The sequence below is a fragment of the Burkholderia sp. AU28863 genome, from assembly GCF_002223195.1.
Taxonomy (GTDB): domain Bacteria; phylum Pseudomonadota; class Gammaproteobacteria; order Burkholderiales; family Burkholderiaceae; genus Burkholderia; species Burkholderia sola.
Map to the genome: position 1 here is coordinate 657,093 of NZ_NKFE01000005.1, position 23,447 is coordinate 680,539.

At 66.3% G+C, this 23,447-nt stretch carries 21 protein-coding genes and 1 tRNA gene; 16 read left to right on the forward strand and 6 right to left on the reverse strand.

What is annotated here, in order from left to right; genetic code table 11:
* Positions 1–189: 189 nt before the first annotated feature.
* A complete protein-coding gene (locus tag CFB81_RS36185) occupies positions 190–333 on the forward strand; it encodes a hypothetical protein (RefSeq protein ID WP_006479318.1) in 144 nt (47 codons plus the stop codon).
* A gap of 230 nt (positions 334–563) precedes the next feature.
* On the forward strand, positions 564–1,451 hold the full coding sequence (gene galU, locus CFB81_RS19450) for a UTP--glucose-1-phosphate uridylyltransferase GalU (RefSeq protein WP_011548079.1): 888 nt from the start codon (positions 564–566) through the stop codon (positions 1,449–1,451).
* Between the two features lie 352 nt (positions 1,452–1,803).
* Here the strand turns inward: galU and CFB81_RS19455 are convergent, their stop codons facing one another.
* Complete coding sequence (locus CFB81_RS19455; RefSeq protein WP_089436213.1) at positions 1,804–2,922, reverse strand: acyltransferase; 1,119 nt, start codon at positions 2,920–2,922, stop codon at positions 1,804–1,806.
* Between the two features lie 257 nt (positions 2,923–3,179).
* Between CFB81_RS19455 and CFB81_RS19465 the strand changes: the two genes are divergently transcribed.
* The 3 genes from CFB81_RS19465 to CFB81_RS19470 all read left to right on the forward strand — a co-directional run bounded on the left by CFB81_RS19465 (position 3,180) and on the right by CFB81_RS19470 (position 4,318).
* Positions 3,180–3,629, forward strand: coding sequence for an HU family DNA-binding protein (locus CFB81_RS19465; RefSeq protein ID WP_011548077.1), 450 nt, complete (start codon positions 3,180–3,182; stop codon positions 3,627–3,629).
* Positions 3,630–3,779: 150 nt separating this feature from the next.
* Positions 3,780–3,932: a hypothetical protein gene (locus tag CFB81_RS36620; protein WP_256976265.1), complete on the forward strand. Its 153-nt coding sequence runs from the start codon at positions 3,780–3,782 to the stop codon at positions 3,930–3,932.
* Positions 3,929–4,318 (forward strand): aminoglycoside adenylyltransferase domain-containing protein, encoded by a 390-nt coding sequence (locus CFB81_RS19470; RefSeq protein ID WP_256976266.1) that lies wholly within the window; start codon positions 3,929–3,931, stop codon positions 4,316–4,318. Before CFB81_RS36620 ends, CFB81_RS19470 begins: the two co-directional genes overlap by 4 nt.
* Positions 4,319–4,472: 154 nt before the next feature.
* Here CFB81_RS19470 and CFB81_RS19475 read toward each other — a convergent pair whose 3' ends face one another.
* The 3 genes from CFB81_RS19475 to CFB81_RS19485 form a co-directional block, all read right to left on the reverse strand.
* Entirely contained in the window at positions 4,473–4,946 is a 474-nt protein-coding gene (locus CFB81_RS19475) for a VOC family protein (protein ID WP_060212508.1), read from the reverse strand.
* A gap of 393 nt (positions 4,947–5,339) precedes the next feature.
* The gene (locus tag CFB81_RS19480; protein WP_089436214.1) at positions 5,340–6,497 is read right to left on the reverse strand and encodes a porin; all 1,158 of its coding nucleotides are present in this window, start codon (positions 6,495–6,497) and stop codon (positions 5,340–5,342) included.
* A gap of 419 nt (positions 6,498–6,916) precedes the next feature.
* Entirely contained in the window at positions 6,917–7,861 is a 945-nt protein-coding gene (locus CFB81_RS19485) for a YihY/virulence factor BrkB family protein (protein WP_089436215.1), read from the reverse strand.
* A 154-nt stretch (positions 7,862–8,015) separates the two neighbouring features.
* On the opposite strand from CFB81_RS19485, the gene fdnG reads away from it, so the two are divergent.
* The 9 genes from fdnG to CFB81_RS19535 all read left to right on the forward strand — a co-directional run bounded on the left by fdnG (position 8,016) and on the right by CFB81_RS19535 (position 19,462).
* Positions 8,016–11,087 carry a formate dehydrogenase-N subunit alpha gene (gene fdnG, locus CFB81_RS19495; protein ID WP_143328616.1) on the forward strand — a complete coding sequence of 1,024 codons (3,072 nt, stop codon included), beginning with the start codon at positions 8,016–8,018 and terminating at the stop codon, positions 11,085–11,087.
* 10 nt (positions 11,088–11,097) lie between these two features.
* Positions 11,098–12,012: a formate dehydrogenase subunit beta gene (fdxH, locus tag CFB81_RS19500; RefSeq protein WP_059783956.1), complete on the forward strand. Its 915-nt coding sequence runs from the start codon at positions 11,098–11,100 to the stop codon at positions 12,010–12,012.
* Entirely contained in the window at positions 12,009–12,635 is a 627-nt protein-coding gene (locus CFB81_RS19505) for a formate dehydrogenase subunit gamma (protein WP_027805740.1), read from the forward strand. The genes fdxH and CFB81_RS19505 overlap by 4 nt, the downstream gene beginning before the upstream one ends.
* 108 nt (positions 12,636–12,743) lie before the next feature.
* Positions 12,744–13,679: a formate dehydrogenase accessory protein FdhE gene (gene fdhE / locus CFB81_RS19510; RefSeq protein ID WP_179236010.1), complete on the forward strand. Its 936-nt coding sequence runs from the start codon at positions 12,744–12,746 to the stop codon at positions 13,677–13,679.
* Positions 13,680–13,751: 72 nt separating this feature from the next.
* Positions 13,752–15,191 carry an L-seryl-tRNA(Sec) selenium transferase gene (gene selA / locus CFB81_RS19515; protein ID WP_089436218.1) on the forward strand — a complete coding sequence of 480 codons (1,440 nt, stop codon included), beginning with the start codon at positions 13,752–13,754 and terminating at the stop codon, positions 15,189–15,191.
* Complete coding sequence (gene selB, locus CFB81_RS19520; protein ID WP_089436219.1) at positions 15,188–17,113, forward strand: selenocysteine-specific translation elongation factor; 1,926 nt, start codon at positions 15,188–15,190, stop codon at positions 17,111–17,113. Before selA ends, selB begins: the two co-directional genes overlap by 4 nt.
* 32 nt (positions 17,114–17,145) lie before the next feature.
* Positions 17,146–17,241 (forward strand) — tRNA-Sec (locus tag CFB81_RS19525).
* A gap of 426 nt (positions 17,242–17,667) precedes the next feature.
* Complete coding sequence (locus CFB81_RS19530; RefSeq protein ID WP_089436220.1) at positions 17,668–18,156, forward strand: HrpB1 family type III secretion system apparatus protein; 489 nt, start codon at positions 17,668–17,670, stop codon at positions 18,154–18,156.
* Positions 18,157–18,310: 154 nt separating this feature from the next.
* Positions 18,311–19,462, forward strand: a complete 1,152-nt coding sequence (locus tag CFB81_RS19535) for a hypothetical protein (protein WP_089436221.1) — start codon at positions 18,311–18,313, stop codon at positions 19,460–19,462.
* Positions 19,463–19,618: 156 nt separating this feature from the next.
* Here CFB81_RS19535 and CFB81_RS19540 read toward each other — a convergent pair whose 3' ends face one another.
* Positions 19,619–20,473 (reverse strand): methionyl-tRNA formyltransferase, encoded by an 855-nt coding sequence (locus CFB81_RS19540; RefSeq protein ID WP_089436222.1) that lies wholly within the window; start codon positions 20,471–20,473, stop codon positions 19,619–19,621.
* Between the two features lie 205 nt (positions 20,474–20,678).
* A complete protein-coding gene (locus CFB81_RS19545; RefSeq protein WP_089436223.1) occupies positions 20,679–22,388 on the reverse strand; it encodes a hypothetical protein in 1,710 nt (569 codons plus the stop codon).
* Positions 22,389–22,671: 283 nt separating this feature from the next.
* On the opposite strand from CFB81_RS19545, the gene CFB81_RS19550 reads away from it, so the two are divergent.
* Positions 22,672–22,977: a hypothetical protein gene (locus CFB81_RS19550; protein WP_027782660.1), complete on the forward strand. Its 306-nt coding sequence runs from the start codon at positions 22,672–22,674 to the stop codon at positions 22,975–22,977.
* Positions 22,978–22,996: 19 nt separating this feature from the next.
* Positions 22,997–23,356, forward strand: a complete 360-nt coding sequence (locus CFB81_RS19555) for an HrpB1 family type III secretion system apparatus protein (RefSeq protein WP_089437067.1) — start codon at positions 22,997–22,999, stop codon at positions 23,354–23,356.
* Positions 23,357–23,447 lie beyond the last annotated feature (91 nt).

Sequence of the window (23,447 nt, forward strand, 5' to 3'; positions counted from 1 at the left end):
GGGAAGTTTCATCCAATCGTAATGCGCAAGAATTCGGTCAATGAATAAAAAAATCTCGCCTGCAAATATCGGTATTCCACATCATGGATTTATCGCGGCCCGAAAGCGGTTCCGCGGCGGGTGCGAATTATTTGCCGATTTTTTTCTGATAGTTTGAAGCTCCAGTTGATTGATGCAAGGAGCGGCAAGATGGACATGCATTGGATCGCGAGCGCTGCAGTACTGCTGGTCATGGCCGTGCTGTCGGCGTACCGCGAGGCGCTGAAGAACGAACCGATCCGCCCGGGCCTCGAGCGGGGCGGCGTGCCCTATATCGAGGAATTCGAATCGTAAGAATTTGTATCCGGAAAATCGGTAATTTGTTTCTGCTCCGGCAATCGGTTCGGAAATATCGACCGGGTTGAGGCGATTATATTTTTTCCGGAATAATTGGGCAATCAGTTCATATCGAAAATGAGCGGAGCGGAATTGGCAGTGCCGTCGATTCTCGATATGCCGTTCGGAACACAATCGCGCCGGGTCGCAGGTCGACGCGGCGCAGTCAACGCTATCAGGATGCGAACATGTTGAAAGTCACCAAGGCCGTGTTCCCCGTTGCCGGTCTCGGCACGCGGTTCCTCCCGGCAACGAAGGCGAGCCCGAAGGAAATGTTGCCCGTCGTCGACAAGCCGCTGATCCAGTACGCGGTCGAGGAGGCGATCAACGCCGGTATCACCGAAATGATCTTCGTCACCGGGCGCAGCAAGCGCGCGATCGAGGATCATTTCGACAAGTCGTACGAGATCGAGGCCGAGCTCGAGGCGCGCGGCAAGGAAAAGCTGCTGGAGCTCGTGCGCGGCATCAAGCCGAGCCACGTCAACTGCTTCTACGTGCGCCAGCCGGAAGCGCTCGGCCTCGGCCATGCGGTGCTGTGCGCGGAGAAGCTCGTGCACGGCGAGCCGTTCGCGGTGATCCTCGCCGACGACCTGCTGCACGGCGAACAGCCAGTGCTCAAGCAGCTCGTCGACGTGTTCGACCACTATCACAGCTCGGTGATCGGCGTCGAGACGATCCCGCGCGAAGATAGCCGCTCGTATGGCGTCGTCGAAGGCCGGGAGTGGGAAGAGGACATCATCAAGCTGTCGGGCATCATCGAGAAGCCGGCGCCCGAGGATGCGCCGTCGAACCTCGGCGTGGTCGGCCGCTACGTGTTCATGCCGACGATCTTCGATCATCTGCGCAAGCTCAAGCCGGGCGCGGGCGGCGAACTGCAGCTCACCGACGCCGTCCAGTCGCTGCTCGCGAACGAACAGGTGCTCGCGTATCGCTACTACGGCACGCGTTTCGACTGCGGCAGCAAGATCGGTTATCTGAAGGCAACCGTCGAGCTCGCGCTCCAGCATCCGGAAGTGAGCCGCGAATTCGAGGCGTACCTGCGTACCTGCTTGCCCGCGCTGGCTGCCGTCGCTTAAGCGGCCGCGCGCTCCGTCGTTTCAGGTGGTGGTTGTTCCGTTGGCCCCGGCCGCTCGCGCGCCGGGGCTTTTTTGTTGTTGGCGGGCGTCCGGACGTGGTGCGCGACGTCCGGATGTCGCACTTCGAATGTGTGGAGGGCGGCGCCGCGCGACGCGGGAAGTATGCCGATGAGGCGGGACTTCGCGCGTGACACCGGTGCCGAAGCATTCGTCGCGTGACCGGATCGGTGGATGGGTTGCGCGGGTTGCACGACGCGCGCTCGGGTGTCGCGCGATGACGTGGCATCGACTGCCATGCCGCCGGGCATCACCGGTATCGACGCGTTCCGATCCGGTTCGCGCCGCGCACCGCTCAGCGCGGCGACGCGCTCGGCTGCGCGGCGAAGTGCCGGGCCAGCATCGCGGCGATCGGCTTCTTGAAGTCGAGCAGCCGCTTTTCGAGATAACGCCAGGACAGGTGCGCGAGCAGCACGGCGAGCGTGAATTGCAGCATTTCCGGCAGCGCGTCGCGGACGATTTCCGGCATCGGCACGTGCGCGAACGACGCGGGCAGCGCGCCGAAGCGCGCCGGAATCAGGTTGTGGAACAGGTAGAAGCCGTAGCTGATCGTGCCGAGATACGCGAGCGGCGCCCAGTCGAGCAGCGCGACGGCGGGATGCTCGGGCGCGCTGACGATCCACAGCATCAGCGCGCCGAGCGACACCGACAGGCCGAGATCCGCGAGCCCCGCGACTGCATCGGGCAATGCGGTGCAGGCAGGCAGCACGAGGAAGAAGGCGACGCCGGCCGCACCGAGCCAGCCGGGCGGCACGCGGCGCGCGGCGGCCGCGCCGCGATCGGCGAGCGCCATCGCGCCGACGCCGCCGAGCGCGATCAACGCGAAATTCCACGGGGAAAACGCGTAGATCAGCACCGGCGACGCGTCGGACAGATAGAGCGCGAGATGCGCGAGCGCGCACAGCGCGACGGCCGCGATGCCGAGCGCGACGTGTCGCGCGGCGGGCACCGCGAGCAGCACGAGCGGGGCGATCAGATAGAACTGCTGTTCAACGGCGAGGCTCCAGAAGTGCGACGTGGAGCCCGGCCAGCCGTCCTTGACGACGCCGATCCAGTAATTCGACAGGAACACCGCGTGCCATGCGAGCCCGAGGTTGACGCCGCGCTGATAGAACAGCGCGTGCGCGATCGCGAGCGCGGCGAGCAGCAGGTAGTAGACGGGGAAGATCCGCAGCGCGCGCTTCGCGAGGAACAGCGCGAGCGCGTGGCGACGCGTCATGGCGCCGCGCTCGACCGCCTGGCGGTTGCGATGCAACTCGCCGACGATCAGGAATCCGCTGATGAGGAAAAACGTCCACACGCCAAGCTTGCCGACGTCGACGGCAAGGACATGGCCCTTGTGGGACAGGAAAACGAGGATGACGGCGAGGGCTCGCAGGCCGTCGAGTCCTTTGACGTATCTGACTTCGCGCATGGAGGCATCCGGGCATTGAGCACGCCCAGTATAGGTGCGCAAATATCGAACGTAATTCGCGTTCGGACGTATACGTGAAGGCGTTTTTTCACGTTCGAGCGTCGATGAAGTCGGTCGCGCGCAACAAAACCTGCGGGAAACCCCGTGAAAACGCATAAAAGTACTGCACGAAGCGTCAAGGCGCTTGTAGAATCCGGCGTTGAAGCGCGCGCGTTGCACGCTTCGTGTATCCAACGACCACACCTGGTAGGAGAAACATGGCGACTTCCGCAAAAAAGGTGGCCAAGAAGGCTGCCGCACCGGCGACCAAGAAAGTGGCTGCCAAAAAGGCTGCGCCCGCGAAGAAAGTAGTGGCCAAGAAGGCTGTCGCAAAGGCAGCACCGGCTGCTCCGACGCCGCTGAAGGACAAGTTCACGAAGGCATCGCTCGCAACGCACATCGCTGAGCGCGCAGCTGTCGAAGTGAAGGCGGTCAAGGCAGTGCTCGTCGCACTCGAGAACGTCGTGCTGGGCTCGGTTCACAAGAAGGGCGCAGGCGAGTTCACGCTGCCGGGCCTGCTGAAGATCACGGCACAAGTCGTGCCGGCGAAGAAGAAGCGCTTCGGCAAGGATCCGTTCACGGGCGAAGAGCGTTGGTTCCCGGCGAAGCCGGCCAGCGTGCGCGTGAAGGCACGTGCGCTGAAGAAGCTGAAGGACGCGGCAGCGTAATGCCGCGCAACGACTGCCGAATGCATGTCGGCAGCCGTTGCGATGTCCCGAAATCCCCGTACGCGAAAGCGTGCGGGGATTTTTATTGGTGCGCCCGGCAGGGCGCACTCGCTGCGGGGTGAAAGTCCCCTACACACCCGGCAAGGGGACGTGTTAGCCGGAGGCGAGGGTTCCCCGGACGACCTGGTGCCGTGGCGTCATCCGGCGCGACGCGAGTTGCAGTTCGGCGAGTGGCTGCGCGGCGATCTGGAGGCCGGCATCGTCGAGCCGCCGCTGGTCGTCACGATCTGGCCATCCTGTTGACGAAGGCGCGACAGCACAGTGTCGCGCTGATCGGTCCGCCCGCCGACGTGCTGTTCGAGCCGGCGCCCGCACGCGACTTCGTCGCCGCGCTGCTCGCGACCGTTGCGCAGTGGAAGGCCGAACCGGACTGGCGCGGCGACGAATGCAACATCGTGCTCGCGCTCTCACGCATCGGGTACAGCACCGCGACCGGCAGGATCGCGCCGAAGGGTGGCGCCGCGACGTGCGTGCTGGCGCGCTTGCCGGACGCGCACCGGCCGGTCGTAGCGGTTGCGCGTGCTGCCTGTCTCGATGGCGAAGCGGGCGCGGCGATCGTGGCGGGCGAGCCGCTGGCCGAATTCATCGGCTACGCGCGGCGCGCGATCGAGTCGATGCTGTCGGCGTAGCAGCGGCCGCCGACGAGCCACGTTAACGGCATACGGGCCGCCTGCCGCGGATGGCGAACCCGTTCGAGCCGGCTGCATGCGCAACCCGTCGAGCCGGGTGCGTGCAGACGGCGATCCGGCGCGGCATCACGCATGCGCAGCCGGACGCCTGTCGTCAGCTCGCGGTGCCCGCAAAGGCGGCCTTCAGCGCGGCGTCGTCGAACTTCGTCATCTGCATCATCGCGGCGGCCACGCGTCCCGCCTTGACCGTGTCGCGGTCGGCCATCATCGGGATGAGCGCTTCCGGAACGATCTGCCATGACACGCCGTAGCGATCCCTCAGCCAGCCGCAGCCGTCGGCCGTGCCGCCGTTGTCGAGCAGGGCGCTCCAGTAGCGGTCGAGTTCCGCCTGGTCCGCGCAGCTGACGAGCAGCGATATCGCGTGATTGAACGTCTCCGTGCGCGGGTGGCTCATCGCAAAAAATGGCTGCCCGAAGAGCTCGAATTCGACCATCCGCGTGCCGTCGGTGCCAGGCACCGCCGTGACGCGCACGATGCGCGAGTCCGGAAAGATGCCGGCATAGAAGGCCGCGGCTTCTTCGGCTTCCGTCGAATACCAGAGAAAAGGCGTGATCTTCTGAATCGTCATGACGAGTCTCCTGTCTGTATGGGTGCGGGGCAAACCGTATGTCGCCATCGATACGACGGACGACGCCCGCCGAAATCGACACATGGCGCAAACAAATCCTGCGTCGGTCGCACCGGGCAGCGCCGGCTGTGCGGATGATAGGCGCTCAACGGAGAAACGGCGACCTCTCCGGCCATCGGAAACGGGGTTGCGGGTGCATTGCAGCCGCCAGGCGCCGCTCCCGGCGCGCCGACCTGTGTCGGTCCCCGGCTTCGCCGCGGAGGCGCTGCAGGCGAGGTTGGCTCTATCTGCCGGAGGCGGACGAAAAAAAGCCAGCCGCGGCCGAAACCGGGGCTGGCTTTCCAGGTCGGCGGCAAGGCGTCGGAGACGCCATGCACACCGGATACTTCGTTTTTAGAACTTGTGACGCAGGCCGAGTGCGACCATTTCCTGGGACTTCGTGCCGGCGTAGCCGTACGAGCCGATCGACGCTTGCGCAGCTTGCGTCGTATTCGCGTCGACGCGTTGCGTGCCGCTTGCGTGCTGGTATGCGCCGACCAGGTAGACGTCCGTGCGCTTCGACAGCGAGTAATCCGCGCCCAGCGAAACCTGATGGTACTTCGCGTCCGTGTCGCCGCTCGCCTTCGTGTACGAGTAGCCCAGACCCAGCAGCAGCGGCGGCGTGACCTGGTACGTCACGAACGCGCGGCCCGTATTGTACTTCTCGGTCGAACCGAAGCCCGACGATGCGTCCGGCTTGTACTGTGCGTTGCTGTAGCCGAGGCCGAGCGTGACCGGGCCGATTGCGTACTGGCCTGCGACTTGTGCGATGCCGATCGACTTCGCCGTCACGTAACCCGAGTTGATCGGGCCGTCGACGATGTTGTCGGCCGTCGTCGACGTCCAATTGGTGCGCGCGCCTGCTGCCGGCGTCGGGTTGTTTGCGTAGAAGTAGCCAGCTGCAACACCAATCGGGCCGTTGTTGTAAGCGGCTGCGACCGACCACGTCTGACCCGAACCCGGCTTGCCAGCGACACCGCTCAGACCGTACAGGCCTTCGAACTGGAAGCCGCCCCAAACCGGCGAAGTGTACTTGATCGCGTTGCTGACGCGCAGGCTGTTGTCGTTGTTGTCGACGTCGCCCGGCGTTGCGAAGAAGCTGCCAAAGTAGTTGTCAGCCGTGACTGCTTGGACCAGGTCAACCACCGGGTCGTACTGGCGGCCCAGCGTCAGCGTGCCGTACTGGCTGCTTTCCAGGCCGACGTAAGCCTGGCGGTTGAAAATCGTGTTCGATGCGCTCAGCTTGCCCGTGCCCGGGTTGAAGCCGTTTTCAATCTGGAAGATTGCCTTCAGGCCACCGCCCAGATCTTCCGCACCCTTCAGGCCCCAACGGCTGCCTTGCAGGTTGCCCGACAGCATCTGCCACATGTTATTGCCCGTGCCGTCATTGCCGTGAACGTAGGCAATCGACGTGTCGATCACGCCGTACAGCGTCACGCTCGACTGAGCCTGAGCAGCACCAGCGGCGCCCAGCAGGGCGAGCGAGAGGGTCGAGAGAGCAAGTTTCTTCATCGTTGAGTTTCTCCACGCAAGTGATTCATCGTTATTTGTTGCGGATTGGAGAATAGCTCAGTGCCATACACGCAAGAAAGCTCAAAAAATAAAGTGTCTCGAAAAGGTAACAGCGGGAAAAAGTCCATATAGATCAAGCACATCAGCAACTGTTCCTGTTTATGAAACAGTTGACAATTGCTGCGCCGCGATTGTTTCAATAGTTGATGCCCATGACCGCAGATCCGTTGTTTTAGGCCGTTGCAGCAACGAAACGAGGGTGTGCAAACGTTTGCCGTTGCAGGTGTGTGCATGTCGGCGTGCAACGCATGCGTCGACGCCGCGCGCATGCGCGGCGGGACGACGGGGTTGCAAAGGGGAGAGGCGTGTGTCGGGCGCGCGCGAGACCGATGCGCGGCCGCTTGCAGAGGGCGGGTGAATCAGTCGTCGCGCGGGCGATCGTCGGCGTGACCGGGTTGAACCGCCTGAACGGACGCGGCCGGCGCCGGGTGCTCGGCCGGCCGATGCGCGTCGCCGCGGGCCGCCGCGAATTCCGCGCCGAGCAGCAGCACGATCGCGGAGAAGTACAGCCACATCAGCAGGACCGCGAACGATCCGGCCGCGCCGAACGCACTCGCGGTGCCCGCATGCGCGAGATACAGCGCGAACAGCTTCTTGCCGCCGGAGAACAGGATCGCGGACACGATGCCGCCGATCGCGGCGTCGCGCCATGCGACGCGTGCATCGGGCAGGAATTTCATCAGCGACGCGAACGCGGCCGCGAGCACCGCGATGCCGACGAAGAACTGGATGAGGTTCGTGACGACCACGTACGGCGAATCGCCGAGCAGCCATGTGCCGACGAAGGTGATCGCGGTGTCGAGCACGAGCGACACGATCAGCAGGAATGCGACGCCCAGCACGAGCCCGAACGAGATCAGCCGCACGCGCACGAGGCCGAGCATGCTCGACCAGCGGCTTTCGGTGGCCGGCCAGATCACGCTGAGCGCCGCGCTGAGCGACGCGAACGTGGCCGACGCGCCGATCGCGAGCGCGGCGAACGAGATCAGCGTGGCGAGGCCGCCGCGTTGGCCCGCGCGGTGCGCGTTCTGCACGATCGTCTGGATGCTGGCCGCCGCGTCGTCCCCGATCAGCTGGTGCGCCTGTTCGAACACCTGGCCGCGCGCGGCGTCGTCGCCGTAGAACCAGCCGGCCACCGCGATCACCATCACGAGGGTCGGCGCGAGCGAGAACGCGGAGAAAAACGCGATGCCCGCGGCCATCGCGGAGCAGCGGTCGGACGAGAAGCGCTTGAACGCGGTGAGGGCCCAGTTGGCCTGCTGCTGGGCGAGACGGGTTGCTTCGGAAGTGATCTGTCGTTTCATGACGGTTCGGTTGCGCGCGGAACGCGGATCATCGCGGGTTGGTCGCGGGTTGGTCGGACAAATCGGTATTGATCCGAGGATTCGATCAGAGTTGCCTGAACTGTCTATAATTCCTTTCAGTCGTACCCCACCCCACAATAACGCCGAGACCGCCATGCTACAAATGTCCCGGCGCCAGTTCCTGAAGGTGACCGCCACGTCGCTTGCCGGATCGAGTCTTGCCCTGATGGGCTTTTCTCCGTCCGAAGCGCTGGCCGAAGTCCGACAGTACAAACTGGCGCGCACCGTCGAAACGCGCAACACCTGTCCTTACTGTTCAGTAGGTTGCGGCATCCTGATGTACAGCCTCGGAGACGGCGCGAAGAACGCGCAGCCGAGCATCATCCATATCGAAGGCGATCCCGACCACCCGGTCAATCGCGGCACGCTGTGCCCGAAGGGCGCGAGCCTGATCGACTTCATCCACAGCCCGAACCGCCTGACGCACCCCGAGTATCGTGCGCCCGGCTCGGACAAGTGGGAACCCATCTCGTGGAACGACGCGCTCGACCGCATCGCGAAGCTGATGAAGGCCGACCGCGACGCGAACTTCGTCGAGACGGCCGAAGACGGCGCGAAGGTCAACCGCTGGCTCACGACCGGCATGCTGGCCGCGTCGGCGGGCAGCAACGAGGTCGGCTACCTGACGCACAAGACCATCCGCAGTCTCGGGATGCTCGCATTCGACAATCAGGCGCGTGTCTGACATGGCCCGACGGTGGCAGGTCTTGCCCCGACGTTTGGCCGTGGAGCGATGACGAACCATTGGGTCGACATCAAGAACGCGGACGTGATTCTCGTGATGGGCGGCAATGCAGCCGAGGCCCATCCGTGCGGTTTCAAGTGGGTAACGGAGGCGAAGGCGCACCGCAAGGCGCGGCTGATCGTCGTCGACCCGCGCTTCACGCGTACGGCCTCGGTGGCCGATTACTACGCGCCGATCCGTACCGGCACCGACATCGTCTTCCTGGGCGGCGTCATCAATTATCTGCTGACGAACGACAAGATCCAGCATGAGTACGTGAAGAACTACACGGACTTCTCGTTCATCGTGCGCGAGGATTTCGCGTTCAACGACGGCATCTATTCCGGTTACGACGCGGAGAAACACGCGTACCCGGACAAATCGAGCTGGGACTACGAGCGCGGCGACGACGGTTTCGTCAAGGTCGACCCGACGCTGCAGCATCCGCGCTGCGTCTACAACCTGCTGAAGCAGCACTACGCGCGCTATACGGCGGAGATGGTCCAGCAGGTCTGCGGCACGCCGAAGGACAAATTCCTGAAGGTGTGCGAGATGCTCGCGACCACGGCCGTTCCCGGCCGCGCCGGCACGGTGCTGTACGCGCTCGGCTGGACGCACCACTCGATCGGCGCGCAGATCATCCGCACCGGCGCGATGGTGCAGCTGCTGCTCGGCAACATCGGCATCGCCGGCGGCGGGATGAACGCGCTGCGCGGTCACTCGAACATCCAGGGGTTGACCGATCTCGGGCTGATGTCGAACCTGCTGCCGGGCTACATGACGCTGCCGATGCAGGCCGAGCAGGACTTCGACGCATACATCAAGAAGCGCGTGCAGCAACCGCTGCGGCCGAACCAGCTCAGCTACTGGAAGAACTACAAGGCATTCCACGTCAGCTTCATGAAATCGTGGTGGGGCGACGCGGCCACCGCCGAGAACAACTGGGCGTACGACTACCTGCCGAAGCTGGACAAGCAGTACGACCTGCTGCAGGCGATCGAGCTGATGAATGCCGGCAAGATGAACGGCTACATCTGCCAGGGCTTCAATCCGCTCGCGGCGGCGCCGTCGAAGGTGAAGACGGCGGCGGGCCTCGCGAAACTGAAGTGGCTCGTGATCATGGATCCGCTCGCGACCGAGACGTCCGAGTTCTGGAAGCATCACGGCGACTACAACGACGTCGATGCGTCGAAGATCCAGACCGAGGTGTTCCGCCTGCCGACCACCTGCTTCGCGGAGGAAAACGGTTCGCTCGTCAGTTCGAGCCGCGTGCTGCAGTGGCACTGGAAGGGCGCGGAGCCGCCGGGCGAAGCGAGGAGCGACCTCGAGATCATGTCGGGGCTGTTCCTGCGCATGCGCAAGCTGTACCAGAAGGACGGCGGCAAGTACCCGGACCCGATCGTGAACCTGACCTGGCCGTACGCGAACCCGGAAAGCCCGACGCCCGAAGAACTGGCGATGGAGTTCAACGGGAAGGCGCTCGCCGATCTGCCCGATCCGAAGGACCCGGCCAAGACGCTCGTGAAGAAGGGCGAGCAGCTCGCCGCGTTCGCGCAACTGAAGGACGACGGCACGACCGCGAGCGGCTGCTGGATCTTCTGCGGCGCGTGGACGCAGGCCGGCAACCAGATGGGGCGGCGCGACAACTCGGACCCGACCGGCATCGGCCAGACGCTGAACTGGGCGTGGGCGTGGCCCGCGAACCGGCGGATCCTGTACAACCGCGCGTCGTGCGACGTCGCCGGCAAGCCGTTCGACCCGACCCGCAAGCTGATCGGCTGGAACGGCAGCGCGTGGAAGGGCGCCGACGTGCCGGACTTCAAGGCGGACGAACCACCCGAAAACGGGATGGGTCCGTTCATCATGAACCCGGAAGGCGTCGCGCGCTTCTTCGCCCGCGCGGGAATGAACGAAGGCCCGTTCCCCGAGCACTACGAGCCGTTCGAGACGCCGCTCGCGGCGAACCCGCTGCATCCGAACAACCCGCTGGCGCTGAACAACCCGGCTGCCCGCGTGTTCCCGGACGACCGTGCGTCGTTCGGCAAGGTGGCGGACTTCCCGCACGTGGCCACCACGTACCGGCTGACCGAGCATTTCCACTACTGGACCAAGCATGCGCGGCTGAACTCGATCATCCAGCCCGAGCAATTCGTCGAGATCGGCGAAGACCTCGCGAAGGAAGTCGGCGTCGCGCATGGCGAGCGCGTGAAGGTGTCGTCCAAGCGCGGCTACATCATCGCGGTCGCCCTCGTCACGAAGCGGATCAAGCCGCTGACGGTCGACGGCAAGAAGGTCCAGACGGTCGGCGTCCCGTTGCACTGGGGCTTCAAGGGCCTGACGAAGCCCGGCTATCTCGCCAACACCCTGACTCCGTCCGTGGGCGACGGCAACTCCTATACACCGGAATTCAAGTCGTTCCTGGTGAAGGTCGAAAAGGCGTAAGGGGGAAGAGATGGCATTGCAATCGCTGGATATCAAGCGGGTCTCGGCCACCACGACGCCACCGCCCACGGTGCGCGAACCGGTGACCGGGAGCGTCGCGAAGCTGATCGACGTATCGAAGTGCATCGGCTGCAAGGCATGCCAGACGGCGTGCATGGAATGGAACGACCTGCGCGACGAGGTCGGCACCAACGTCGGCGTGTACGACAACCCGGCCGACCTGACCGAGCATTCGTGGACGGTCATGCGGTTCTCCGAATACGAGAACCCGGCCGGCGACCTCGAGTGGCTGATCCGCAAGGACGGCTGCATGCACTGCGAGGATCCGGGCTGCCTGAAGGCGTGTCCGTCGCCGGGCGCAATCGTGCAGTACAACAACGGGATCGTCGATTTCCACGAGGAGAACTGCATCGGTTGCGGCTACTGCGTGACCGGTTGCCCGTTCAACGTGCCGCGGATCTCGAAGAAGGATCATCGCGCGTACAAGTGCACGCTCTGCTCCGACCGCGTCGCGGTCGGCCAGGAGCCGGCTTGCGTGAAGACCTGCCCGACGGGCGCGATCGTGTTCGGCACCAAGGAGGACATGAAGCAGCACGCGGCCGAGCGGATCGAGGACCTGAAGGAGCGCGGCTTCGAGCATGCGGGGCTGTACGACCCGCAAGGTGTGGGCGGCACGCACGTGATGTACGTGCTGCACCACGCGGACAAACCGTCGCTGTACCACGGGCTGCCCGACAACCCGTCGATCAGCCCGATGGTGAAGCTGTGGAAGGGCATCGCGAAACCGCTGGCGGTAGCCGGCCTCGCGCTGACCGCGCTGGCCGGGTTCTTCCACTACACGCGGGTCGGTCCGAACGAGGTCACCGACGACGAGGAAGCCGCCGCCCGCGACGAGGCGCGACGCATCAAGGAGGACGCGAAATGAACCACGACGACCCCAACCTGATCGTCCGCTACACGCCGAACGAGCGCACGAACCACTGGATCACCGCGATCACGTTCGTGTTGCTCGCGTTGTCCGGGCTCGCGCTGTTTCATCCGTCGATGTTCTGGCTGACCGCGCTGTTCGGCGGCGGCCAGTGGACGCGGATCCTGCATCCGTTCGTCGGCCTCGTGATGTTCGTGTCGTTCGCGATTCTCGTGGTGCGCTTCTGGCACCACAATGCGCTCGACGCGGACGACCGGCAGTGGCTCAAGCAGATCGGCGACGTGCTGACCAACCAGGAAGACAAGCTGCCGCCGGTCGGGCGCTATAACGCCGGGCAGAAGCTGCTATTCTTCACGCTGGTGGCGTGCCTGCTGCTGCTCCTGCTGTCGGGAATCGTGATCTGGCGGCGCTACTTCTCGTTCTACTTCCCGATCGGGGTGATCCGCGCGGCCGCTGTCGTGCATGCCGTGGCGGCCTTCGTGCTGATCGCGAGCATCATCGTGCACATTTACGCGGCGTTGTGGGTGAAGGGTTCGATCGGCGCGATGGTGCGCGGCACCGTCACGCTGGGTTGGGCCCGCAAGCATCACCCGAAGTGGTTCCGTGAAAGCGTGAAGTAACGCACCGGAGCGGGGCGGTACGCCGATTGCGGCGTGCTGCTCCGCCAACCATCGGAATCGCCCGAAAGCGCCGATTCGTCGGCGCTTAGTTTTTTGGAAGACATTGTCGTGACACAACGCATTCTGGAGCCGACCGAGATCTCGGCACTCGATCATTCGGCCATTCCGCGCTTTCGTCTGCCGGATCGCACGACCGCGTTCGCGGCGCGCGCCGCGCGGCTGCGCAAGCTTGCCGACCTGAACCCGATCAGCGGCTACCTGCGGTTGATGGCCACCGTCGCCGATGCGCAGCACGCGACGCTGCAGACGCTGGAGCTGCCGCTGCCGTCGAAGGAAGCGATCGCACGCGCGCAGGAACATTCGATGCCGCCCGTGCCGGCGCTCGACGGCGAGCGCGATTCGCGCTGGCGCGCCGTGCTGTATGAACTGCTCGACCGCGTCGAAAGCGCCGGGCTCGTCAATCCGCCGCTCGCGAAGCTGCTCGACCGGCTGCGTCTGATGGCGCCCGCCGAGCTCGACGCGCAGGCCGACGCGATCCTCGCGCTGCGCTTCGCCGAAGTCGACCCGGCCACCGCGCCGTTCCTGATGGCCGCGCTGCAGGTCGTGTGGACGGACCTCGCGAGCCGGGTGACGCCGACCGACGTTCCGTATCTCGATCAGCCGGGGCTGTGCCCGGTGTGCGGCACGCATCCGGTCGCGAGCGTCGTGCGCGTCGGCGGCCAGTATCAGGGCTACCGTTTCCTGCAGTGCGGGCTGTGCACGACCGAGTGGCACATGGTGCGTACCAAGTGCTCGCACTGCGATTCGACGAAGGGCATCGCGTATCACGGGATCGAAGGCGGCAGCGAAGCCGTCAAGGCCGAATCGTGCGACGAATGCAAGACCTATCGCAAGATCGGCTATCAGGAGAAGGACTACGAGTTCGAGCCGCTGGCGGACGATCTCGCGAGCCTCACGCTCGACCTGCTGATGAACGAGGCCGGCTACCAGCGCAGTTCGCCGAACCCGCTGCTGTGGCCGGACGTGTCGCGGGAAGCGGACTGACGGTACGGGCCGGGACGGTGCGCGAGCGTCGGCCCGGCCGACTGCGAAGCATGAGACTGGAGCGATAACGACGTGACCGAACCGGGTGTGAACGAATTGAATGCCGTGCTGGCGCGTGTGCCGTCGGTCGAGCGCGTGCTGTCGTCGGCGCCGCTGCAGCCGCTCGTCGCCGACTACGGCCGCACGCGCGTGCTGAACGCCGTGCGCGCGGAACTGGAGCGCTGGCGCACGGCCGCGCAGCATGACCCCGCCGCGGCCGAGCCGCTCGACGAGCCGCGCATCGCCGCTGCCGTCGCGCATACGTTGGCCGCGCAGAGCGCCGGCGCGGTGCGGGCCGTGTTCAACCTGACCGGCACCGTGCTGCACACGAACCTCGGGCGCGCGCTGCTGCCCGACGACGCGGTGCGTGCCGTGGTCGACGTGCTTACGCGGCCCGTCAACCTCGAATTCGATCTCGCCACCGGCCGCCGCGGCGATCGCGACGACCTGATCGACGCTCTGCTGTGCGAACTGACGGGCGCGGAAGCCGCGACCGTCGTCAACAACAACGCGGCGGCCGTGCTGCTGACGCTGTCCGCGCTCGCGACGAAGCGGGAAGTCGTCGTATCGCGCGGCGAGCTGGTCGAGATCGGCGGGGCATTCCGTATTCCCGACATCATGAGTCGCGCCGGTGCGAAGCTGCGCGAGGTCGGCACGACCAACCGCACGCATCTGCGCGACTATGCGGACGCGATCGGCCCGCGCACGGCGCTGCTGATGAAGGTGCACTGCAGCAACTATGCGATCAGCGGCTTCACGAAGGAGGCGACGCTCGCCGAACTCGCGCCGCTCGCGCGCGAGCACGGCGTGCCGGTCGCCGTCGATCTCGGCAGCGGCACGCTGGCCGACCTGTCTCGATGGGGTCTGCCGCACGAGACGACCGTGCAGGAAACCGTCGCCGCCGGCGCAAACGTTGTCACGTTCAGTGGCGACAAGCTGCTCGGCGGCCCGCAGGCCGGCCTGATCGTCGGCGATCGCGCGCTCATCGCGAAGATCAAGAAGCATCCGCTCAAGCGTGCGCTGCGCGTCGGCAAGCTGACGCTCGCGGCGCTCGAACCGGTGCTGCGCCTGTATCAGTCGCCCGAATTCCTGCGCGACCGGCTCACGACGCTGCGTCTGCTGACGCGCCCGCAGCGCGAGATCGCCGACGCGGCCGAACGCGTGCGCCCGGCGTTGCAGGCTGCGTTCGGCAGCGGTTTCGACGTGACCGTCGAGCCGATGTTCAGCCAGATCGGCAGCGGCGCGCTGCCGGTCGACCAGTTGCCTAGCGCCGGGCTCGTGGTGCGCTCGGCGGACGGCAAGCGCAGCGGCCGTGCGCTCGCGCAGCTCGAGAAGCGGCTGCGCGAATGGCCGCGGCCGGTGATCGGCCGCATCGCCGACAACGCGCTGCGGCTCGACCTGCGCTGCCTCGAAGCGGCCGACGAAGCGGCGTTCGTCGCGCAATGCGTGCCGCTCGCGGGGCCCGCCGCATGATCGTCGGGACCGCGGGGCACATCGACCACGGCAAGACCACGCTCGTGCGTGCGCTGACGGGCGTCGACACCGATCGCCTGAAGGAAGAGAAGGCGCGCGGCATCTCGATCGAGCTCGGCTATGCGTATACGCCGCTCGACAACGGCGACGTGCTTGGCCTGATCGACGTGCCGGGCCACGAGAAGCTGATTCACACGATGGCGGCCGGCGCGTGCGGGATCGACTTCGCGCTGCTCGTGATTGCCGCCGACGACGGCGTGATGCCGCAGACGCGCGAGCATCTCGCGATCCTGCAATTGCTCGGCGTCACGCATGGCGCCGTCGCGCTGACGAAATGCGATCGCGTCGATGCCGCGCGCGTCGCCGAGGTCCGCGACGAGATCGCCGCGTGGCTGCACGACTCGACGCTGGCCGGCGTGCCGATCTTCGAAACGCGTGCGACCGAGACCGACGATCCGGGCGTCACCGCGTTGAAGCAGCACCTCGCCGACGCGGCGATCGCGTGGCGCGCGCGTCGCGACGACGGGCTGTTCCGGCTCGCGGTCGATCGCGTGTTTACGCTTGCCGGGCAGGGCACCGTCGTGACGGGTACCGCGTTCGCGGGCCGCGTCGCGACGGGCGACACGCTCGCGATCGTGTGCACGGGCGGCGCGGCCCGCGTGCGCAGCATCCATGCGCAGAACCGGCCGGTCGAGGCCGGCCGCGCGGGCGAGCGTTGCGCGCTGAACCTGGCCGGCGTCGATAAGGCCGACGTCGAGCGGGGCGACACCGTCGCCGACGCGCGGCTCGTCGCGACGTCGCCGCGCCTGGACGTGGAGCTGACGTTGCTCGCGGACGCCGGGCTGACGCTGACCCACTGGGCGCCGCTGCATGTGCATCTCGGTACGCTGCATCGCGTGGCGCACGTCGCGCTGCTCGACGGCGACACGCTCGCGGCCGGCCAGCGGATGCGCGTGCAACTGGTATTCGACGAGCCGGTGTTCGCGCTGCCGGGCGACCGCTTCATCGTCCGCAATCCGCAGGCGACGCGCACCGTCGGCGGCGGCCGGGTGCTCGATCCGTTCGGGCCGGCTCGCAAGCGCCGCACGCCCGCGCGTCGCGCGTGGCTCGATGCGCTCGCGGCGTGGCTCGACGAAGGGCGCGTCGATGCGCTGCTCGCGCAGGCGCCGCTCGGCATTGCGCGCGCGACGCTCACGCATCTGACGGGGTTCGCGCCGAATGTGCTGGCGTTGCCGGACGATGCGCTGGCGATCGGGCAACGCGACGCCGCGTCGAACGAAGGGGCCGTGATTTCGCATGCGCACTGGCGGGCATTGCAGACGCGGGCGATCGAGACGCTGCGCGCGTATCACGAGCGCATGCCGGACGAGCAGGGGCTCGACGCCGCACGCCTGCGGCGGATGGCCGCGCCGCTCGTCGGCGAGGCGCTGTGGCGCGCGCTCGTCGACGCGCTGGTGTCCGGCGGCGAAGTCGTGCGCAGCGGGCCGTGGCTGCATCTGCCGTCGCATTCGGTGAGCCTCGATCCGCGCGAGGAAGCGCTGGCGCGGCAACTGCTGCCGCTGATTCACGCGGGGCGCTTCGACCCGCCGTGGGTGCGCGACCTGGCGCGCGACACGGGCACGGCCGAGGACGCGGTGCGCGCGCTGCTGCGCAAGCTCGCACGGCGCGGCGACGTGCAGCAGGTCGTGCGCGACCTGTTCTATCATGCGGACGTCGCGCGCGAACTCGCGGAACTGGTCGCGCATCTCGCGCCGTCGCGCGGCGGCGGGCTCGATGCGGCGACGTTCCGCGACGCGACGGGGCTCGGTCGCAAGCGTGCGATCCAGATTCTCGAGTTCTTCGATCGGGTTGGGTATACTCGCTTCCACCGCGATCTTCACTACCTGCGGCCTGACAGCGGTTGGATGGGTATTCAGGCGTAGGCGCTCGTCGTTCTTCGGTTTCTTTTTCCCACGGAAGGCATTCGTATCCGGTGGTACGGCTGGACTTCAAATCCAGTTGGGGGTGTCAGACACTCCCGGGTAGGTTCGACTCCTGCTGCCTTCCGCCAGTCATGGCTTCCCGCGTATTCCGTAACCGGCCCGCAGACCGCTGATTTTGAAGCGATTTGGGGGGCGGTGTATTCGTGGCTTCCCCGGGGCGATTCGACGGGCAGCCTGGCCGATGGCCGGGAGCGCGTCGACTGATGGCGGACCTTCTTCGGCACCGACCATCGAGCAAATCCCCGCCTTTCGATACCCAGCGAGCGATCCGGCTTATCGCACCGATCGATCTCATCGCTGCGGTCGGTTTTCTTCTCCGCTCTCTCTTCGCATCCCGATCGTTCCGTTCGCATCGCGTCGGCGAAAGCCGACCCGATACAAGAGACTAACCGCCAGGGGACGTCCACCGCACGAGCCGGCAGCAAGCACGGCACGGCCGTGCGCGGCGCCGCCGTGCGCTTTTTGATTGCAGCACTCCAGCAGACGAGGACATCGTGACTTACACAGGATGCAGGGATGAGATTGCCGGCGGCCTAACCAAGGTGCTGTGGACGGCTTCGCAGCTCGACGACGAAGCCGACTTCGAGGATCTCCTCGAAGCGATCCGCGTGCTTTGGCCCAGGTGGCCCGGGGCGGGGACGGTCGCCGCGTGGCGCTACGTCCGGCGCCAGGCATGGGGCGACGCGCGCCGCGTGCTCGAAGACGACGACACCGAAGCGAAGCGCTCGGGGCTTCATGCCGCATTGATGGCGGTGTGTCTGTTCGGCCTCGAAGACCCGCTGTGGCACAGCTATGCGCTCAGCGCGGCCGACCAGCGCGAAAGCATCGAGGGCGCGAAGATCGGCGCGCGTCTGCTCGAGCGTGCCGCAAAGCTCGACATCGGCGTTCAAGCGCCTGCGTCCGCCGACGCACCGGCGAGCACGCACGGCGTGCCGGCCGACAACAGCGGATTCTCCGCGTCGATGACGTGGGTCCGCGCATGAGCATCCGTTTTCACGTTTTCCGCGCACCGGGCGATTCGCATTTCAATTGCAGCCTTCGCATCGGTGCGCTTGTAGCAGCGACAGCAACCTAGACTGACTTTGCCTCGTAGTACCGACGGTCACGCAAACACTTACCCGACAGGAAGGAAACATCATGAATCTGAACGTTCCGAATATGACCACCTACCCCACCGATCCGGCGAGCTACCTGCAACGGCTGACCAACGGTGCGTCGACGGGCTCGACGCAGGACGTGCTCAAGGATCTCATCGGCCTCATCAGCCAGTTGCTCAAGCAGATGCAGAGCGGGCAGAACGGGCAGGCCGGCGGCATGCCGGGCGGTGCGGGCGGCGCCGGCGGCATGCCCGGTGGCATGCCCGGTGGCGCCGCGGGCGCAATGCCCGGCGGTATGGGCGCCACGCCCGGCGGTGTGGGGGCGACGCCCGGCGGCATGGGGGGCGGCGCAGGCGCCATGCCGGGCGGCACCGGGGGGATGACGGTGCAAAACGCGGCGGGCGTGCTGGCCTCGTACATGGGGCAGCATGGCATGAGCGCGTCGGACCCGAACACGATGTACAAACTCGCGACGAACGCCGACGGCGGCACGCCGCCCACGGTGCAGCAAGCGGCGCAGACCATGCTCGCGAACCCGGGTGCCTACCAGCAGATCGAGACGCACGACGTGGCGGGCGCCGACGGCAAGTCCGCTGTCGGCAATTTCCAATGGGCGGCTCAAGGTGGACTCGGCGCGGCGGGCAACGCAACGGGTGGCGCGGGCGGCGCGGGCGGCGCGGCGGCGCAGCCGGGGACGACCGGCGGCTTGCCCGGCACGGGCGGTTTTCCGGCGAACACCAGTACGCTGCCGACGACGGGCGGCTTGCCGACAACGGGCGCGACGGCAGGCTTCACACCCGGTACGGGCGATCTCTTGAAGGACGGCAAGCCGCTGCAGATGGCCGACGAAGGCAAGGCGCTGGCCAATTTCAACGCGCAGGATGGCGCCGACTTCCAGGCCATGGAAAGCGCGTTGTCGCACGGCGACGGCAATGCCGCGGCGAAGACGCTCGCCAACGCGGTGAAGTCGGGCAAGCTGAGCCAGTCGGATGCGGCGGCGATCGGCGCACAACTGCAGCAGACGGCGAACGCGCATGGCGGTGGCAAGATCAGCCACGACGCGAGCAAGGCGCTTTCGGATGCGCTGGGCGGCGCGAACGTGCTGACGCCGGGCAAGACGCGCGCCGCGGTCGCTTTCGAGAACATCACCGGCATTCACACGGGTACGATCGCCGGCGTCAGCACGAAGTAACGTCGCCGGCCGTTCCGGCGATCATCCCGATCGGCGACCCGAGCGGCCGCCGATCGGGGGCTGCAGGAAGCGACAACCGGCGACAATCGGCGGCCGTGCTGCGAAACACCGCAGCACGGCCGCATCGTTGTTTACCGGCGCAACCGATGTCCCGATTCAGCCCGCCATCTGCTGACGAAGGGACGCGTTCAGCGGGCTCCATTCGAGCAAGGCGACGAAGCCGTCCTGCGCGGCGACCACGACCCAGCGCCGGTACTGATGCACGATCTGCCCGGGCGCGTACGTGTGTGCTTCCTGCCAGGCGGTGGCGCGCCGCACGTGGACGGTCGTGCCGAAGAGCGGCGCGATCGATTCGACGTTCCCGCAGGCCCGCACGACGCGCATCACCTCGGCCACGGGCCGCGCGAAATCGATCGTGCGCTCGGCATCGGCAAGGCGCGGCCAGTAGCTGCCCGCACCTTGCGGACGCCGTTCGTTCCAGAGCCGATCGAAGTCGCCGGCCACGCGCGTGGCCAGCCGACGGGCGGCCATCAGCAGCTTCAACTGCAGCGTCTCGTGCCATTCGTCGGCATCGAGCGGAAAGTATTCGGAATCGATGATGTCCCCGGTATCGAAATCGGCATCGATTCGATGGCAACTGATGCCCCATTCGCGCCGCCCCTCGAGGATGGCGCGCATGGCCGGGTACGGGCCGCGCCCGTCGGGCAGCGGCGACGGATGGAAGTTCGCCGCATGGCGCAGATAGGGCTGCCACGCCGGAATCTTCCAGTTGTAGCCGGCCACGATCAGTGCCTCGCATTGCCGTTCGGCGAGCCAGCGCAGATCGTCTTCGTCGATGCGTGACAGCTGCACCGGAATGCGCAGCTTGTCCGCGCGCTCGACGAGCTCGCTATTGAAGTCGAGCCGGTTGTCGACCGGAATCGAGTAGAGCGCCACAGGCTCCCAGCCGGCGGCCACGAACGCGTCGAAGACGACACGCCAGCGATCGAAGCCGGCGAACGCGAATCGCATGATCGGTTCTCCCTTTCGCATTGAAGGTCATGGCGGCATGGGCGGCGATGACGGCCGACGGCCACCCCGCTTCACGGTAAGCGCGCACGGCGGAGGACAACCTGCGCATTCCGAAGTTTCGTCGAGTGCCGCGAACCGGCAAATCAATCGCCGACTGCGCGCCGCGGCGACGGCGTCGCTATTGCGCCCTACGCCGCGCCGCGCGTCAAGACCTCAGCCCGAGGTTTTTCTTGATGGCGTCCTCCGCCGTCTTGGCGGCGGTTGCCGTGAGGCCGGGCTGTCCGATGATGTTGGCGATCTGCTTGAGCCGCTCGCTTTCGGTCAGCGGTGCGGCGCCCGGGCTGGAGGCCGATGTATCGCGCGGCGCCGGCGCCTCTTGCGGTTTTTCGCGCCGCGCGCGGGCAAGCTGCGAAAGCAGCAGCGCCGCTTCGCCCTTCGGAATGCCGCTGTCTGTCAGCAGCGTGTGCGCGGCGATCAGATCCTGATTGCGGCTCGCGCGCGGATGGTTGCCCACGATCGCGAGCGCCTGCCTGGCGCGCTGCGCGCCTGATGCATCGACTGCCATGTCGGCGCCCGCGAGCGCCGCAAGCGAGACTGGATCGAGGCGCCCGATGCTCTTCGTGACCATCGACAGAATGTGCTTGACCACGATGTCGCGCTCGGCGTCCTTGTGTACCTTCGCCTTGTCTTCGGCGTGCATGCCCGAGATCAAGCGCTTGCCGAACGACGTCGTGCTGTTGGCATAGCGGCGTGCATCGTCATAGAGCGACGCATAGACACCGGCCTGCGCCTGCGGGCTGCGCAAGTCCGCAGGCAGGCCTTCGTCCTCCGGCCGCGCCTCCATGGCGCGCAGATCGTCGATCTTCGCGCGGCTCGTTTGCAGCGCCGCGCGCAGGCGCTCGTCCTGCGTCTGGCCGGTGTAGTCGTGCGGGGCTAATACCGTGTCGACGTAGCGTTGAATCGTGGCGGCCTTCGCATTGCGCAGGTTTTGCCGTCCTTCGACAAACGGCTTCTTCAAATCGAGCGCTTCCTTGACTGCGTTGGTCAGGTGCCCGGATGCCGCGAGCGGTGCCAGCGCGCCATGCGAGCCGCCTACGAGCAGCCCGCTTGCGGTCAGACCGATGGCGGACGTGACCGACTGGTAGAGCGCGCCGTTACGTTGCTTGCCCTTGTTCTCCGCGATGCTCATGGCGGTCAGTACGTCGCGGGCATGCTGCGTGAGCGGGTGCGCGTCGTCTCGCGCCATGCGCGAGAGCTTCCCTTTGTCGTATTGCCATTCTCCGTTGCTGTTTTTCGTCAGCAGGAGATTGTCGACCTGGTTGGACATCGGCGCGCCCGGAGGGCGTTTTTCGGGATGCTCGAAGCGTTCGACGTCGGCGGCGAGCATCGCCTTGACCTTGTTTTCGTAACGGCTATGGATCGAATGCGCGGCGGCGGCGTTCGAGCCCGAGGCCAGCGCGTTCACGAGGTCGGTGGCGGGCGCCGCGTCGTAGCCGAACTGTCCGTGCGCCGCCGTCGACACGCCGTTCAGGCCGTCTTTCGCGGGCCGCTTGGCGGCGAAGGCCGTCAACGTCATGCCTTTGCGGTTGACGCCCATCGCGTGCGCGAAATCGGCGAAGCGCCGGCCTTTGCCGCCGGCACCCGGCACGAATGCGCCGATGTCGTCCACACCGGGCTTCTGCGGCGCGATAGCCGCCGCGGGCTTGGGCGCAGCGGGTGCGGCGGGCGGACTTTCCGCGCGCGGGCGCTTGCCGAGGCTGCCGAGTTCCTCGATGAGCGCGCCGGCACTCGCGCGCCGGGTCGGCACCGGCACGGGTTTCGCGCCCGTGGAGGGGCCGGGGTCGCTCGGCGTACGGGCGAGGGAGGCGGATTTGATCGCATGCGACCGGGGCTCGATCTTGGGTGGGGGCGCCATGATGTTCTCGACCAGGAGACAAGATGGACTGCACTGTGCGAGCCGGTCATGACACTCCCGTGAACCGCGCGAAGCGTCGTTCGGATTGGCGAAGCAGGTTCGCGGCGGCATACCGCCGAGCCGTCTCGCGGGTGTCGCGCATTCGGCTTTCGCGGTGCGGCTTCGCGCGCGCGAACGCTTTCGCATCCGCATTCATTAGATTGGAACGAGGGCCGCCTTCATGCGGTTCGGCTTCGCGCGTTTCATCGAACGCGCGTTTCGTTCACGATCAAGGAGAAAACGAATGAGCTTCATCGGCAATATTGTGAAGAGCGTAGTGGGGGATGTCACCAAGGCTGCAGGGGATGTTCTTCATGGTGTCGGCAACGCGCTGCACGGCGCGGCGACGTTCGGCAAGGGGCTGCTGAGCGGCAACCCGAAGGAAGCCCTTGCGGGGGCGGGGGCCATTGCGAAGGGTGGGCTCGAGGCGCTCGAGGGCGGCACGGCGCTCGCGGAAAACCTGACGCCGGAGGGCGCCGCTACCGCGCTCGCATTGGCGGGCGGCAAGGAGGCGGTGCGAACGCTGACCTCGGGCACGGGCGCCGCCTGACGCACGGACGGTGACGAGCATGATGGAGCTTCTTACCGAACTGCCGGCCGAAGCGCCGGCCATCGCGCAGGCGATCATCGAGCATATCGAGGCCAACGAGCTGGACGAGGCCGAGGCGCTGCTGGCGCGCATGCACGATGTCTACCCCGAAACGCGCGAGGTGCACGTCTTTGCCGTGACGATCGCATTGGTGCGCGGGCGCCCACACGAAGCGTGGCAGATCGTGAACGGATTGCCCGACGATCGCGCGCCCGAACTGAAGGCAATCTGCCTGAAAGTCCTCGATGATCCGTCGTGGCATGGCTATGCGACGGCACACGAGGACAGTACCGATCCCTACGTGCGCCTTGCCATGCGGCGCCTGCTCGAAAGAGACTGATGGCCGTTCCCGGGGCCTTCGGCCCCGCTCGGCGAGCCCATCGAGTCGTTTCCCCCGAATCCTGGTAGTTGCCGACGCGCGGCGTGTTTTC